The organism is Roseburia sp. AF22-2LB (assembly GCF_003461125.1).
Classification (GTDB): Bacteria; Bacillota; Clostridia; order Lachnospirales; family Lachnospiraceae; genus Roseburia_C; species Roseburia_C amylophila.
In genome coordinates this window covers 239,489-256,046 of sequence record NZ_QTWM01000003.1, presented here as the reverse complement: position 1 = coordinate 256,046, position 16,558 = coordinate 239,489, and the positions used below count along the sequence as shown (strand labels likewise).

The window sequence follows — 16,558 nt, the reverse complement described above, 5'->3', positions numbered from 1 at the left end:
TCTGCATTTGAAATAACGTTATTTTCCAGACAGAATGCTCCAATTCTAACCAGCACATTTTTCTTTTCTTATTATCATCTGTCTTTCCAATGTTTGACAGAATGCAAGTGGTTGTCCGGCTGAATGCGGATACCATTTTGTGACTGGTTAGGGGCGCTTGGAATTTCATCTGGCAACCGGCAACGTTGGCACAGGACATGCCAACGAGGCGCAACTGGAACACGGATGTGACTTTGCGCCGGTTGCCGGAATAGATATAATGTAGATTGAAATTCTTAGCGCCCCTTACCGGTTGCATGAGGTATCCGTATCAGCCGGACACCCACTGCATCCAGTCAAAGCAGTGGCAAGACATCTGAAAATCAGAAAAATGTACTGCCAAGAATTGAGACGCATTCTGTCTGAATGAAAACACCTGTTATTTCAAACACAGAACAAATATCCTTCGCAATCTTCCACACCCTTCATTATCAACTGATATAACAAAGAGAGGCAAAAAACTGCCTCTCTTTTAAACATTTTAAACGGCTGTGAAATTTAGCCTTTTACTGCTCCACTCATTCCTTCTACATAGAATTTCTGTGTAAACATAAAGAGGATAGCAATCGGAATTGATACTACTACAGCACCTGCTGCAAAACATGTATACCAGCTGTTGATATACTCTTTCTCTAACATCTTCCATAAACCGATAGATACGGTAAACTGGTCTGCATTTGCACCACAGATAACCTTTGCAAATACGAAGTCAATCCATGGTCCCATGAAGGAAGTCAGGATGGTGTATACAATAATTGGTTTACTAAGTGGAATGGTAATCTTAGTGAATACCTGCCATCTGCTCGCTCCATCAATGATTGCTGCCTCGTCCAAGGATTTTGGAATGGTATCAAAGAATCCCTTTGCTACATAGAATCCAACACCACTACCTGCGGAGAATACAATAATCAGCGCAATACGAATCATGGAGCCTTCGGATAATCCCAGTGCCTTTAAGATAAAGTATACCGCAATCATGGACATGAAGGATGGGAACAGTCCTAAAATCATTGCAATATTCATAAACGGTTTTCTCATTTTAAAACGCATTCTTGACATACAGTATGAAACTGAAAGTACAAAGATGGTTGAAATGATACAGGTAAAGATTGCAATAATCAGTGTATTCATGAACATCTTAGGGAAGTTCAGGATACTTGTATCTGTAAATATTTTAATATAATTGTCAAAAGTATAACTCTTCGGGAAGAAGGTCTCAACATAAGAACCTTTCTCCGCACGGAAGCTTGTAAGTACTACCCAGAATACCGGAAGTACCCAGATAAATGCTAATACTGCAAGAAATATATGAATTAAAACATTTACAAATGTTTTACGTACTTTTGCGCCAGATGTGGCTGTTTTCTGCTTACTCATTACATGAATCCCTCCTCATCTTTGTAGGATGTGGTATTTCGATAAGTAACCAGGGCAACAATAGCCAATACCACGAATGTCATAATACCAATAACGGCACCCAGGTTATAATATTTCTTATCAACAGTCAGCTTATACAACCAGGTAACCAGAAGGTCTGTCTTTCCTGCGGTTGCATCCACTGGCGTAGGATTTCCTCCGGACAGAAGGAAAATAACATTGAAGTTGTTGATGTTTCCTGTAAACTGTGTAATTAAGTACGGTGTCATTACGAATAACATATATGGCAGAGTAATTTTGAAGAAAGTCTGGACAGCATTAGCACCATCAATCTTTGCTGCTTCGTATAACTCAGCCGGGATATTCTGTAAGATACCGGTTACCTGAAGAATCGTATATGGAATACCTACCCACAGGTTGATTACAATAACGGTAACCCTTGCCCACATTGCCTTGGTAAAAAACGGCAATGCTGTGTCAATAATACCATATTTCATAAGCAGTGTGTTAACAATACCGGTTGGCTGTAACATACTTCTCATAATCAGAAGGGATACAAACTGTGGTACTGCAATAGATAATACAAAGCAGAATCTCCAGAATCCCTTTGCTCTTGTTTCTTTCCGGTTGATAATGATTGCAAGAATCATACCAAAAATATAGTTTAATGCTGTTGCAAACACAGCCCAGATCAGGGTCCATCCTAATACGGAATAGAACTGTTTTCCAATACTGTCTCCAACATTCAATATTTTCTTAAAGGTAGCAAATCCAACCCAGTCGAATAACACTAAGTGTTCTCCAGACGTACTGTAGTTGGTAAATGCCATTGAAATATTGTAAATCAATGGCAGAACAGTAAAGATCAAAATTCCCATCAGTGGGAGTGCTAACAGTAATTTATGTAAATTTTGATCAAACAAACTCTTGAAGTCTTCTTTAAATGTGTTTAAATGCTTACCTGCTTTTGCCAGCAGTTCTGATTTATATGAACTTTTTACTGCTTCCCTCCATACAATGATAAACATGAAGGTAATATATAATGTTGCAACTCCATAAAGTAAGATAAGCTGTGAATTATCACCAGCCTGATATTCATAAATACTCTTTGCATCATTCCATACCTTTTCCCGCTCTCTCCATCCAAGTGATGGCAGCATGGAAACTGCATAGAATCCATAAGAAATCATGTAATAAAGATACGCAACCTCGATTGCCAAAAACATAAGACCTTTTACAATCTGTTTATGCGCAATATTGCCCAAGCCCATGATCAACATGGAGAGCTTAGTAATTGCATTTCCCTTAACTAACGCACCAGCAACAGTATATGGTGTCTGGAACTCTTTTGCTTTTTTCTTTTTTGTAGCAGCCTTCTTCACGCTATGGGCCTCCTATACTCTCTATAGTAAGACATCCAGGGTACCGTTTCCGGTATCCTGGAGTCCCCGGTTCTTTTCCAAACCGCTTTTTTAGGAATTCTTATAATGAACTTCCAATTACATCTTCTGCTTATTCAGCAACGTCTGTATTCATAGTTGTGTTCATTTCTTCTGTCTTCTCAGCAGCGTTGTCTTTTGTTACTTCGCCAGACTGGATATTTTTACCCATATTCTCTGCTGGTGACCAGTAGTTACCCATTTCTTTACATAATGGCTGCATGATAGATGTATCTGTCATAACATTTGTAACTGCTGTTGCGATTGGATCGTCAGCTAAAGAGATGTTGATGTTTGAAGGAAGGATGTTTCTCATTTCATAATGAGCTGTCTGAGCCTTCTCACCTGCTAAGTAAGCTGCAAGAGACATAGCTACCTGCTGGTTCTCAGCATTAGGGTTAACACCGATTGCTTTAGATCCGATGAAGGATTTCATCTGGCCTTCTTTTCCGTCGATTGTAACGGTAGGAAGAGCTGCAACACCCATGTTGTCACCAAGTTTTTCTTTAACTGCATCAGCATCCCATGTTCCGGAGAATACTGCTGCTACACTGTCGCCTAATCCAGCAAGACCAGATCCGTCAGCATCTACTAAGAAGTTAGGGTTAGCTGCTAAGTCTACTAAGTACTCTGTAACTGCTGCTGCTTTGTCTCCACCGAAGTCGATACCAGCATCTGTATCAGTTCCATCACCGAATAATGTACATCCGTTAGCTACATAGAATGCCTGAATATACCAGGAATCAGTTAATTTGAAAGAAACTTTCTTTCCAGCTTCTCCAGCTTTCTCTAACATTGTATCAAAGTTCTTTACGTCATCCTCTGAGAATACGCTCTTATCATAGTACATGAACCATGTATTAGAGGTAAATGGGAATGCTACTACTGAATCGTTGTATGTAACAGATGCAAGAATAGAATCAGAGTTTGTAGATGTTACATATCCAAGATAATCTCCACCAAGCTCTGATAATGCGCCTGCAGATACCAGATCCGGGATGTTATCGTTAGCAAGCATGTAAACGTCTGCTGCTGCTTCAACGTCTTTTGTTACGTTGTCTTTTGCTTCACCCTCTGCACATACACCATAATTGAAGTTGATTTTCCAGTTTGGATGCTCAGCTGCGAATGCTTCACACTGATCCTGAAGCCAGTTTGTATCCTGATCTTCCTGTGGGCTCCATACTGTTAAGTCACCCTCCCAAGCTTCATCTTCTGCTGCAGCTGGTTTTTCTGTTTCTACTGCTACTTCAGTACTTTTCTTTTCTGTGTTCTTGTCTGCGTCTTTGCTACCGCATCCTACCATGGATACTGCCATAGCTGTTACAAGAAATAATGATAATGCTTTCTTTTTCATTTTCTTCCTCCTTAAAAATGTGATTTCGATTAAGCATTTATATAAAACGGTAATCCGTTCTATATCATATAGAAATTATCTGCGGTATACTGCCGCAATGGTGCGGATCCACGCTCTTCGTTCTTCACTCAGAGTATCTTTTCCCACCCGCCATTTCCAGTTCTGTCCGACTGTGGATGGCTGATTCATTCTGGCCTCATTGCCAAGCTGTAAAATATCCTGCATTGGAATAATTACCACATCCGCTATGCTTGAATAAGCCAGACGGATTAAGGCGTCCGGAATTTCTTCCTTCGAGCCGATATTCAAATATTCATAGAGGTAAGCCAGTTCATATTCTGTCTTATCCCGGAAATAACCAACAACAGTATCATTATCATGTGTTCCGGTATATACCACTATGTTATTTTCTTCAAAGTTATGTGGAAGATTTTCATTTCCTGTATTTCCATCAAATGCAAACATCAGGATTTTACTTCCAGGCCATCCAATTCTTGCAAGAAGCTTTCTGCTCCCGGCGATGGCACTTCCGGCATTGTCTGCTATGATTCTGCAGTCACCGGCACTTTCTTCCATCACATCTGTCAATTTCTTTCCAGGACCCTTGTTCCATTTCCCATTGCAGCAATCCTTTTCCCGAAACGGAATCGTATAGTACCTTACAACTCCAAGGAAGTGGTCAATCCGGATTACATCATATAACGCTGCGTTTTTCTCAATCCGGTGTCTCCACCAGTCAAACCGGTACTCTTCCATATAAGAGTAGTCATATACGGGATTGCCCCATTTCTGACCTTCTTCTGAAAAATTATCCGGCGGGCTGCCTGCTACATACTGCTGGCTTCCGTCTTCTTCTAATAAGAAGAGTTTCCGGTCTGCCCACACATCAGCACTGTCCATTGCCATATACAGCGGTATGTCCCCAATAATCTGTATTCCTCTTGTATTTGCGTACTGTTTTAAGAATTTCCACTGTTCATAAAATTTATACTGGCAGAATTTCCAAAACAGGATCTCTTCTTTTAGTAATTCTGTGTATTCCTGTAATGCCTCCGGTGTACGATTTCTGATTCCCGGTTCCCATGCCATCCATTCCCGGTTATTTTCTTTTCCTTTGACTGCCATGAACAATGCATAATCAGTCAACCAGCAATCATTGTCTTCTTCAAACTTCCGGAAAGAAGGCTTTGCGGTATCAAACCGTTCAAATGCTTTCTTTAATATCTGAAAACGGTTTTCAAAAAGATTGGCATAATCAACATCTTTCTCATCTGCACCCCAGTTATAGCTTCGAATCTCGCTTTCCATAAGCAGACCGTCGCGAACCAGGTCATCTAAATCTATCAAATACGGATTTCCTGCAAATGCTGATATTGACTGATACGGGCTGTCTCCAAAACTGGTTGGTCCAATCGGAAGTATCTGCCAGTATCTTTGTTTCAGGTCTACAAGTAAGTCTACGAAATTGAAAGCTGCATCACCCAGAGTTCCGATTCCATAATCAGATGGAAGACTTGTTATTGCCATCAGGATTCCTGCTCCTCTGGTTAGTCTCTTTGCCTCCAATGTTTTTCCCCCACATCGGTTTTTGTTTTTTGCTTTTCGTTAATTTTCGTATCTGAGGTTATTTTACGTCTTTTTAACAACTTTGTCAAACAAAACAGTCCTTTTAGCATCATTTTTGCCGTTTTTAACGGAATTCGCATTGTTTTTTTGGTTATATTGCTATTTAAAACCCTGTTTTTTTCGAAAAATAATATTTTGCAGTACTTGCACCTGTCATGCAAATTCTATATAATACAGAATATAAGAGGTTTTTGATATGATTTTACTTAAAATATACCAGATTTATGGAGGCTTGTTATGGTCACAATTAAAGATATTGCCAACCGGCTCGGTATTTCCGTCAGCACTGTTTCCAAAGGATTAAACGGTGCCAGTGATATCAGTGAAGATTTACGGCAGATGGTTCTTGATACCGCTGTAGAAATGGGATATCAGTCCAAGAAGATGAAAAAGGACGAAAACAAGAAGCTTTGCCTTTTTATAGAAAATATGGACTATGAAACAGCCAACCAGTTCGGATACGAAATCATCCTGGGTTTCCGTCAGGCTGCTTTCCGGGATGGCTGGTCCGTCAGTGTAATTCCGGTTACTCCGGCTTTCCAGATGACTGAAAAATATGATACTTACATGTTAAAGAACGGTTATTCCGGCGGGTTCCTGGTAGGCTTTGCTCTCCATGATGACTGGATGCGGCAGCTTGCCTTCACCTCCATTCCGACCGTTCTTTTCGATAATTATATTAAGAAGAATCCACATGTGTGCTATGTAGGAACAGATAACTCTGAAGGAATTGAATCTGCAGTCGACCATCTCTATCAGCTTGGTCACAAAAAGATTGCTTTTCTCAACGGTTCTCTCTATTCCATGGTCAGTGAGAAACGCTATCAGGCATATTTAGATGCCATGAAATCCCACAATCTTCCAGTAGAAGAAGATATGGTTGCACATGGCTACTATGTTGCAGACAGTGCAAAATATCATGTACCGAATTTTCTTGCTGCCGGAGCAACAGCAATTCTCTGTGGTAATGACCTGATTGCTTCCGGAGTCATTACAGAATGCCGGCTTCGAGGTTTTTCTGTTCCGGATGATATCAGTGTGGTTGGTTTTGACGACCTGCCGATTTCTTCTTTCTTAGAGCCGCCACTGACTACAGTCCGTCAGGAAAGAACCGAGCTCGGCAAATGTGGATATGCTGCTCTGAGTAACCTTATTAATCATGTCTCCGTCAGCATGACTTTACTGCGTCCGCAGCTTATTACAAGAGCTTCTACTGCTCCATGTGCAGAGAGAGAAGAAGAGGCAGAAAAAGAATAGGACTATTCACAAAGGGAACATCACAACAATGGAAATGTGCTTTGCGGATTTCCGGCATAAAAAAAAGGAAACGACCGTTTCCTTTTTTAATGCCCGCGACCGGAATCGAACCGGTACTGTGTCACCACAACAGGATTTTAAGTCCTGCGCGTCTGCCAGTTCCGCCACGCGGGCAAGTATCTTTTTATAGTTACATAAAAAAATCCTCATTGCATAACCACAATGAGAATGGGCAGAGGTGGATTCGAACCACCGAAGCAATTTGCAGCAGATTTACAGTCTGTCCCCTTTGGCCACTCGGGAATCTGCCCATTTATCAGTCATTAATTGTCCTGACGAATATAGATTATAGCATAACGCCCTGCTGTGCGCAAGGCGTTTTTATGCATTTTTTGCATTTTTTATTTTGCCATTTTTTTATTCTTCCGGATTCTTTCCTTTCAGAATGACAGCTGCATGCTTTGGCAATGTAATATCCAGTCTTCCATTGACGATGTCATAGCTGACAGAAGAAATGGAGTATCCATTTTCACTAGTAAAAAGTATCTGTTCTAAAGTTCCGTACTTCGGAAGCCCCACTGCCCATACTGACAAATCAATGTGCCGGATATTTTCATCATTATTTACAATAATGACAAACTGCTGTTCCCGGTTAAATCTTCCATAGCAGAGAAGATTATCCTCACCATTCAAAAATTTCACACTTCCGGTACGAAGTGCCGGGTTCTCTTTATGAATCCTGATGATATCACGGTGGAAACGAATCAGCTCCTTATCTTCCCGGCCCCACGGATAAGTTCTGCGGTTATCCGGATCTGTAAATCCACATAGTCCGGCTTCATCACCGTAATAAACGGTAGGTGCTCCCGGCCAGGTCATCTGAATAACAACCGCCTCCCGGAGAACTGCTGTATTTACGCCCTCTTCTGCTGCTTTTGTTCCAAGGTGCTCCGCTCTACCTACTTTATGATTGGTTCTGGTTAAGAATCTGGAATGGTCATGGTTAGAAAGTTCATTCATGGAGCACTGCAGCGATGGTGTCAAAAAGCTTGCCATATAATGCTTCATAGCACCTTTAAAGTTCTCAAACTTTCCGATATTTTCCGGTTTAAAATCATCACTGTGTTTCTCCATTCCGGTAAGGAACCATGTCACCGGCTCCATAAAAGCATCATAGTTCATAACTGTATCCCACTGGTCTCCACCCAGCCAGTCTCTCGGGTCGCCGTAATGTTCTGCCAAAATCACTGCCTGTGGGTTGGCTTTCTTTACGGCATCACGGAATTCTCTCCAGAACTGATGGTTATATTCCGGACTGTGTCCCAGATCTGCCGCAACATCCAGTCTCCAGCCATCGGCATTATAAGGTGGAGAAACCCATTTTGCAGCCACATGAAGAATATAATCATGCAATGTATCTGAATCTTCATAATTAAGCTTCGGCAATGTATCATGTCCCCACCAGCCATCATAACTTCCGTTATCCGGCCATGCATTCTGATCATGGAACTGGAAAAAGTCATTGTACGGACTGTCCTTGCTGATATAGGCTCCCGGTTCATAGCCTGCTTCACTACGGTAGATTTTTTCACGATCCAGCCATTTATTAAAGGAACCGCAATGATTAAACACTCCATCCAGGATAACGCGGATGCCCCTCTGGTGCGCTTCCTTTACCAGCGTTGCAAAAAGTTCATTGCTTGCCTCCAAATTCCGTTTATCCGTCACGCGGGTGATATAGCGGCTGGCATGCTGGTTATTGCGGTCACCCGGTTGTAAAAGTTCTCCCTCATCCACCACTATTTTGCCGTAATGCGGGTCAATATAATCGTAATCCTGAATATCATACTTATGATTGGACGGAGAAACGAACAGTGGATTGAAGTATATCACCTCTATTCCAAGTTCTGTGAGATAATCCATTTTCTTTCTCACGCCCTCTAAATCTCCGCCATAAAATTCTGCTACCGAAAAATTCTCCGGGCATTTCTCCCAGTTATCTACCTTCTGACTGGTAGCACGGATATAGAAATATTCATCCGTCAACGGGTCGTTGGAAGTGTCTCCATTGTAAAAACGGTCTGTTAAAATCTGATACATAACCGCCCCTTTTGCCCAGTCCGGCGTGGAAAAACCCGGTACAATTTCAAAATTATACTGCGGTCTTGGTGTCTGATTCACGCCATAGCGGTCAAAGATACAGTGAAGCATTCCCGTCTCAATTTCAAAGTAATAGTAGAAATGCTCCTCTGTCATACGGATTTCTACGGAATAATAATCAAAGAGCCCCTCTGACTCGGTCTTTTCCATAAAATATTTTTTCTGTTCTGTACAAAGCCAGACTGCATCTACATTATCTCTTGCTGTACGAAAACGAATGGTCACCAGCTCTCCGACTTTGGGTTCTGCCGGACTACGATAATCTTCTGTTCCATCAGAAAAGAGTGCGCGTTTTCTAAGAATCGGGCGCATCTGCATAATATACTGCTGAATTCTGTTCAATTCATAAATCGATTGCTGTTTCTTCATCATCTTACAACAAGCCTCTCGTTTCTAAATAATTATTTTTATTACTATAATATACGAAAGTTCCAAAGATTACAACCAGAAAAGGACGGATACATTTTCCGTATCCGTCCCCTCTTTAAAGAAGTAACTCTATGAAATCTATTATATACCTAACTCCGCCTTTACGTCTGATACCCATTCTTCTACGGTACCATACCATTCAATCATTTCATTTAATTTGTCTTCTTCAATTTCAGTGTCTCCCTCTAACAGCTCTTTGTGCTGCTGTAAGACATCTGCCATTTCAACCATGGTATCAATCACATCCTGGTCGTATGCATCCGGATCCGCATTGATGGCATTCGCTACTTCATTGAATGATGTGCTTGCTTTATTGAATGCATCAATTGCAGCCTGTTTATCCGTTCCCCCGCAGGCAGCCAGTGAAATGCACATAGTCAATACCACTAAACATGAAATTATTTTCTTCATTTTCATCTTCCTCCTGTCTTTTGTGTGTCATCCTTGACTTAGATATATTTTACCATTCTTTCTTATCCAGCAGGAGATTCACGTCTCAAACGGCAGTAAAATGTACTGAATCGACATTCTTTTCCGACAGATTCAAACGGAGTACAAAATACTCTTTTTCCAATGAAAATGTATATACACCTCCATAGCGTTCCACAATGGCACAGATACTCCGGGTTCCGATACCATGTCCTTTTTTCTTTGAAACCGGGACTCCGTTTTCGAAGATTGGTGCTCCGGCACAGGAGTTTTTTATCTGTAAAAATACCTGCTGCTGTTTTTCATAAATCTGTACTTCTATTCTGGCTTCTTTTCCCTCTTTTTGTACTTCCCTGCAGGCATGGATGGCATTTTCCAGGGCATTAGACAATAGCACACACAAGTCAGTATCACTTATCACCGTCTTCGCTTTCATGCCGCCTTCCACTTTCATCACAATTCCTTCCGCTTCTGCCCTTCCTGCAAAGGATGACAAAATCAGATTCGCAGCTTCGTTTTCACAATACTGTATCACCTTCTGCTGTTCTAGCTCATTACAGATATCAGATATATAATCCTCTGCCTTCTGGATCTGATGGTTCTCTAAACAGGCATATAGATATTGTAAATGATGACGCAGGTCATGGCGGTAGCGGCTCGCCAGATTCTGCGACTCCCGCAACGCCGTTATTTCACGCATGGACTGTGCCACCTGCATATCAAGGCTTTTTTGAATCTCCCTCATCCGGTTTTCTTCCTGTCCTTTTGTAAAGTTATACAACAAGAACACAAGATATGCCCCGCAACAGATAAACGGCATAAATTCCACAACAACCGGAGCCCCACTGGACAAAAGATCTGTGTACACCCTTGTCAGATAATCAAATACATAATACAGCACCGGTATCACACCAAACTGGCACTGCATTTTTCTGGAATAACCAGAAATATAGCGGACTGCCGGCGTCATAAAGTGCATCAGTCCAAACAGTAGTGGCAGCGTAATTAATAATTCCACCACATCCAACATCAATGCTCCTCCGCCCAAAATTTCCACTGCAAGAAGTGCCAGCCAGCGTCGTAACTGACAGCACAGGTATGCTGCCATCACAGAGAAAAACGGCCATAGCAGTTTACCGGTCAGTCCACATAACAGTAAAATCAACGGAACATGTACCAGCAGCGGATAAATCTGCCTCAAAAAGCCATCATCCCATACATAGTAAATAATCCCCTGTGCAATCGGAATCAGTGCGATGCATATCCAGAATATGATCCGGTTTTTCCGCCGGTCCAGTGCATCACAGAAGGACGCCGCCAGCACACTTCCAAAAACACTGACTGCCACATTGTTAAAAAGGGACATCCAAAGGCTCATAACGTCACCTGCCCATCTTCAAATGCATTTTTCAGAAATGCACTCTTTATTTCATTGTATTTCCCTCTTGGAATAGGAATTTCCACAAAGTTTGACATCGTAATGGTACGATAAGAAAGATTCTTTATATATTCCAGATTCACAAGATATGAACGATGTGGACGTATAAAGGTTCCATAAGGCATAAGCTGCCGGCACAGTTCATCCAGGCTGCCGCTGCATTCATATACCGTCCCATCGACAAGATGTATCAATAAAGTCCTGTGAATTACTTCACAGTATTCCAGCTGTTTTAACTCAATCCGGGCAATTCCCGTCTTACAACGCAGTACAATACTGCTGCCATGCTCTTTATCCATCTGTTCTAACACAGAATCCAGCAGATGATAGAATCCGCCCTTTTCAATCGGCTTCAACTGGTAATAATATGCTTTCACCTCATAAGACTGCACCGCAAACTCCACCGAAGAAGTAAGAAAAATAATTTTGATATTATTATCAAACTTCCGAATCTCGGATGCCGTTTGGATTCCATCTACCCCCGGCATTAAAATATCCAAAAACAAAATGTCAAAGCGGGTTCCTTTTTCCATTTCATTCAGCAAATCCAGCGGACTGTGATAGACTTTTGCATCTATTCTGTAATCACGCTCCCTGCGATACTCCTCCAGTAAGCTCTGCAGTTCTTTTAAAACCGTATCGTCATCATCGCAAAATGCTGCCTTTATCATGTTGTATCTCCCATCTATGTATCAGCTTTATCGAAATATTCTTTTCTTAAGATTCATTATAGGCAGTTTTAGGACCGATGTCCACTGTTTGAGGGATGGGAGTTTTCTATGCGAGATAAGTGAGGGAAAAACTCCCTCACTTCCGCGATAGGCTCAGGAACAAGTTCCCTCGCTATCGCGGTATTCGTCAAAGTTCCAAGCTGTAAAAAAGAAACTCAAGCAAGCTTGGTTTCTTTTCCTCGCCTGTCACTTTTCCTCATTACTCGCGTAAAAAAAAGACAGCCACCGATCGGCTGCCCTTTTAAGGAGAAGGTATTTTTACTATGGGGTGTAGTAAAAACTATATATATAATGTATTGGGGGGTTTTTACGTTAATTATAGTATCACCTCTCCCGTTTAAAGTGTGCACAAACTTCACAAAAGTTGTGCCTACTTTTTGTATACTTTATATAGTACCTTTTTCCCATTTTCGAAAAAACTTTCTATTTGTGTTCTATTCCTCCGTTGTCTCAGTTACAACATCAGCTCCGCTCTGGAATAATGCTTCAAATTCATCTCTTCCAATCTTTTCTTTTTCCAAAAGAAGGTCTGCTGATTTATGGAGTACATCACTATTTTCCTGAATGATTGCCCTTGCTTTGGCATAGCATTCGTCAATGATACGTTTTACTTCTTCATCAATTTTGGATGCCACACCCTCGCCATAGCCTCTGGTATGTGCAAGGTCTCTTCCGATAAACACTTCGTCATCATCATTGTTATAATTAATCAGTCCGACATTTTCAGAAAATCCATATTTCGTTACCATTGCTTTGGCAAGCTCGGTTGCCTGCTTGATATCCTGTGAAGCTCCGGTTGTGATATCATCAAAAATCAACTCTTCTGCCACACGTCCACCTAATGAAACAATTATCTGCTGCAGCATTCTTCCCTTGGTATCAAACATTTCATCACGCTCCGGCAATGGCATCGTATAGCCTGCTGCTCCACCACCGGTTGGGATAATGGATACGGTATATACCGGTCCCACATCTGGAAGTACATGGAATAAAATCGCATGACCCGATTCGTGATATGCGGTAATCTTCTTTTCTTTCTCGGTAATAATCCGGCTCTTCTTCTCCGGACCGACACCTACTTTCAAGAAGGATTCCTTAATATCTTTCTGGATAATATAACTTCTGTTTTCTTTGGCTGCAACAATTGCCGCCTCATTTAAAAGATTCTCCAGGTCTGCTCCGGTAAAACCTGCTGTAGTCTGTGCGATCTGTTTCAAATCCACATCCTCTGCCAGGGGTTTATTCTTTGCATGTACCTTTAAGATTTCTTCTCTTCCACCAATATCCGGACGCCCCACATGTACCTTACGGTCAAATCTGCCCGGACGCATGATAGCAGGATCTAAGATATCCACACGGTTGGTGGCTGCCATCACGATAATACCCTCGTTGACACCAAATCCGTCCATCTCTACCAGCAGCTGGTTTAACGTCTGTTCACGCTCGTCATGACCGCCGCCCATACCGGTTCCTCTTCTTCTTGCCACTGCATCAATCTCATCGATAAACACGATACAAGGTGCATTTTTCTTGGCATCTTCAAAAAGATCACGTACACGGGATGCGCCGACACCCACAAACATTTCCACGAAATCAGAACCGGAAATGCTGAAGAACGGTACACCTGCTTCTCCGGCAACTGCCTTGGCAAGCAGAGTCTTACCGGTTCCGGGAGGTCCCACCAGAAGAACTCCTTTCGGGATTCTCGCTCCCAGTCTGGTATACTTTCTCGGCTCTTTTAAGAAATCTACAATTTCTTCTAATTCTTCTTTTTCTTCCCGCAGTCCTGCCACATTTTCAAAGGTTACATTGCGGTTCTCATCGGTGGTCATCTTTGCCCGGCTTTTTCCAAAATTCATCATCTTGCTGCCACCACCACCGCCTGCTGCCTGATTGTTCATAACAATCATAAACAGAATAAACATTGCTCCAAACACAAGTAAGAGCGGCAATAAATTCATCAGCCAGTTTTCTGCCGGAATATCATTCACCACATAAGAAGTAAATTTTTCCTTATCCATCAGCGATTGAGCCTCACTGACATCCAGCACATATAAGGTCTCTTCTGACTTATCCGTTTTGACAATATCCAGTCTTCCGGTTGGATAAACTCTGTTTGGCTGCACTTCTACAGATTTAATCTCATCATCAGCCAGTTCCTGTTTAAACTGGGCATAATTATAGTCATCCTGATTCAGATGCTGTCCGTCCAGTAAGAACCAGACCAAAACCACAACTACAATCAGACTGATATAAAAGCCCCATCCTCTATATGATTTCTTCACGCAAACTCCTTCCTATCCCAAATCAAGAATGCCAATGTATGGCAGATTGCGATAGCGCTGGTCATAATCAAGACCATATCCTACTACAAATTCATCCGGAATTTCAAAACCGGTATAATCTACCGCAACGTCTGTTATCCTGCGATCCGGTTTATCTAACATTGCACACAATTTTAAGCTCTTCGGTCCTCTGGCGGATAAATCATCCAGCAGATAACGCAGTGTTCTTCCTGTATCAATAATGTCTTCAATGACAATTACATTTCTACCTTCAATAGATTCTTCCAAATCTTTCTTTATGGTGATTTTTCCACTGGACACGGTTGACGCGCCATAACTGGAAACGCACATAAAATCAATTGTTACCGGCACGGTAATACGCTTTGCCAGTTCACAGGTAAAGAATATACTTCCCTTCAGTATGCAGATTAAATGAACGCTTTCACCTTCATAATCCTTGCTAATTCTTTCTCCTAATTCAGCAATTTTACGATCAAGTTCTTCCTCTGAGAGTAATACACGAATCTGCTCACTCATTGTCTTCTCTTCCTCCATGATATTGTATTTCCAAAATTGTCTTCGTTGTACTGCTTACTTTGTAATATGCACTGATTCGGTATCCCACAATCCACAGGATATGAGCACCGTCTGCCACCAACGGAATAGTGTCCCGCTGCTCTTTTAAAATTTTCTCATTTACAAAATACTGCTTCAGCTTCTGTGTTCTGCCCGTCTCATCCAGCACAAAATAATCGCCCGGCTGTCTGTTCCGAATCAAAAGACTATTTTTTATTCTATCATAATCCAGCCATTTCGTATACTTTTTTTTAGAAATTCCTTCCGGTAACTCTTCCCGTTTATAAATCCGGCAGGTAAAATCCGGATGTTCTTCTATTGAAATCCCACAACAACCGGCTGGTTGACCGCTTTGTCGTCCGACCGGCTGACTGGAAGACTGACTGGATAGCATTCCTACCGGTTCTGTAATTTTATGCTCCGGTTGTTTTTCGCACTTTTGCAGACGCACCCCGCCGTAAGTCCGCTCTGCCACCACCTGGTAAGGCAGGTTCACGCTTCTTCCCGTCTGCATGGCAAAAAGTTTCTGCACCAGTTCTACATGGGTTCTTGTAATATCTTTACTGCTTGCGGCCGTCTCACAGATACACTCCTTTATCATGCTTGTATACAGGATTTCCGGTTCTTTTAAAAGTTCCTCCGATATCAGGAAAGCCTGCGTCTTCCGGAAATCTTTTTCTACATATTGTGCTTTTTTTTCTTCTATTACAGCAGACAGATATTCCTGTGTCTTCCGGATGTCATCCCCAAGCTGTTCCATATGGGCATAAACTCCGGCATTCAGTTCCTCCAACACTGGAAGCACCTGATTACGGATCCGGTTTCTGCTATAATCCAAAGATGCATTGGTAGCATCCGTACAGTAGCTTTCACCTTTTTCTTTTAAATAATTTTCGATTTCCACCCTTGCCGTATGAAGAAGCGGACGGATGATGCCATCTCTCACCGGCGGAATTCCAGCCATGCCACGCATGCCGCTGCCCCGGATCATATTCCAGAGCATGGTCTCTGCCAGATCATTACGGTTATGGGCAACTGCAATTTTCCCTTCCGGCGCACCCAGTTCTTCTAACGCTTTATGAAAACTTTCGTATCGTAAATTTCTTCCCGCCTCTTCTTCCGAATATCCATGCTGCTTTGCATATTCCGGCACATCATAATCATAGCGGAATAGCTGCACCTGATACTGCCTGCAAAGTTCCTCTACAAACGCTGCATCCTGAAGGCTTTCTTCGCCCCGGATGCCATGCTGCACATGGACTGCTGCCAGCGTAAAGGAAAGTTTTTCTTTCAATTCCAGCAGATGCAACAGCAGGCATACGGAATCTGCGCCACCGGACACTCCGGCAACCACTACATCCGACTGCTCAATCATATGATATTGTTCCAGAAAAGATTCTACACCAGGAATCATA

The 16,558-nt window shown here is 42.0% G+C and carries 12 protein-coding genes and 2 tRNA genes; 1 reads left to right on the top strand and 13 read right to left on the bottom strand.

Features of this window, described 5'->3' with window-relative positions; genetic code table 11:
- Nucleotides 1–537 precede the first annotated feature (537 nt).
- From DWX96_RS06610 to malQ, 4 genes are all read right to left on the bottom strand, one after another.
- Complete coding sequence (locus tag DWX96_RS06610; protein ID WP_117697699.1) at nucleotides 538–1,416, bottom strand: sugar ABC transporter permease; 879 nt, start codon at nucleotides 1,414–1,416, stop codon at nucleotides 538–540.
- Nucleotides 1,416–2,798, bottom strand: coding sequence for a carbohydrate ABC transporter permease (locus DWX96_RS06605; RefSeq protein ID WP_118057065.1), 1,383 nt, complete (start codon nucleotides 2,796–2,798; stop codon nucleotides 1,416–1,418). Before DWX96_RS06605 ends, DWX96_RS06610 begins: the two co-directional genes overlap by 1 nt.
- A 130-nt stretch (nucleotides 2,799–2,928) precedes the next feature.
- Nucleotides 2,929–4,212 (bottom strand): extracellular solute-binding protein, encoded by a 1,284-nt coding sequence (locus tag DWX96_RS06600; RefSeq protein WP_118057064.1) that lies wholly within the window; start codon nucleotides 4,210–4,212, stop codon nucleotides 2,929–2,931.
- A gap of 75 nt (nucleotides 4,213–4,287) precedes the next feature.
- Nucleotides 4,288–5,739, bottom strand: a complete 1,452-nt coding sequence (malQ, locus tag DWX96_RS06595) for a 4-alpha-glucanotransferase (protein WP_199535174.1) — start codon at nucleotides 5,737–5,739, stop codon at nucleotides 4,288–4,290.
- Nucleotides 5,740–6,075: 336 nt separating this feature from the next.
- Here malQ and DWX96_RS06590 point away from each other — a divergent pair, with 336 nt between their 5' ends.
- Nucleotides 6,076–7,095, top strand: coding sequence for a LacI family DNA-binding transcriptional regulator (locus DWX96_RS06590; RefSeq protein ID WP_117947134.1), 1,020 nt, complete (start codon nucleotides 6,076–6,078; stop codon nucleotides 7,093–7,095).
- A gap of 90 nt (nucleotides 7,096–7,185) precedes the next feature.
- Here the strand turns inward: DWX96_RS06590 and DWX96_RS06585 are convergent.
- The 9 genes from DWX96_RS06585 to tilS all read right to left on the bottom strand — a co-directional run bounded on the left by DWX96_RS06585 (nucleotide 7,186) and on the right by tilS (nucleotide 16,557).
- Nucleotides 7,186–7,269 (bottom strand) — tRNA-Leu (locus DWX96_RS06585).
- Between the two features lie 55 nt (nucleotides 7,270–7,324).
- A tRNA-Tyr gene (locus DWX96_RS06580) sits at nucleotides 7,325–7,406 on the bottom strand.
- Nucleotides 7,407–7,512: 106 nt separating this feature from the next.
- Nucleotides 7,513–9,624, bottom strand: coding sequence for a glycoside hydrolase family 13 protein (locus tag DWX96_RS06575; RefSeq protein WP_118057119.1), 2,112 nt, complete (start codon nucleotides 9,622–9,624; stop codon nucleotides 7,513–7,515).
- A gap of 141 nt (nucleotides 9,625–9,765) precedes the next feature.
- Nucleotides 9,766–10,095, bottom strand: coding sequence for an LptM family lipoprotein (locus DWX96_RS06570; RefSeq protein WP_117697705.1), 330 nt, complete (start codon nucleotides 10,093–10,095; stop codon nucleotides 9,766–9,768).
- Nucleotides 10,096–10,180: 85 nt separating this feature from the next.
- On the bottom strand, nucleotides 10,181–11,491 hold the full coding sequence (locus DWX96_RS06565; RefSeq protein ID WP_242988747.1) for a sensor histidine kinase: 1,311 nt from the start codon (nucleotides 11,489–11,491) through the stop codon (nucleotides 10,181–10,183).
- On the bottom strand, nucleotides 11,488–12,222 hold the full coding sequence (locus DWX96_RS06560) for a LytR/AlgR family response regulator transcription factor (protein WP_118057063.1): 735 nt from the start codon (nucleotides 12,220–12,222) through the stop codon (nucleotides 11,488–11,490). The genes DWX96_RS06565 and DWX96_RS06560 overlap by 4 nt, the downstream gene beginning before the upstream one ends.
- Before the next feature lie 494 nt (nucleotides 12,223–12,716).
- Nucleotides 12,717–14,567 (bottom strand): ATP-dependent zinc metalloprotease FtsH, encoded by a 1,851-nt coding sequence (gene ftsH / locus DWX96_RS06555; RefSeq protein WP_022242335.1) that lies wholly within the window; start codon nucleotides 14,565–14,567, stop codon nucleotides 12,717–12,719.
- 12 nt (nucleotides 14,568–14,579) lie between these two features.
- Entirely contained in the window at nucleotides 14,580–15,104 is a 525-nt protein-coding gene (gene hpt, locus DWX96_RS06550; protein WP_022242336.1) for a hypoxanthine phosphoribosyltransferase, read from the bottom strand.
- Nucleotides 15,097–16,557 (bottom strand): tRNA lysidine(34) synthetase TilS, encoded by a 1,461-nt coding sequence (gene tilS, locus DWX96_RS06545; RefSeq protein WP_118057062.1) that lies wholly within the window; start codon nucleotides 16,555–16,557, stop codon nucleotides 15,097–15,099. Before tilS ends, hpt begins: the two co-directional genes overlap by 8 nt.
- Between the last annotated feature and the right edge of the window lies 1 nt (nucleotide 16,558).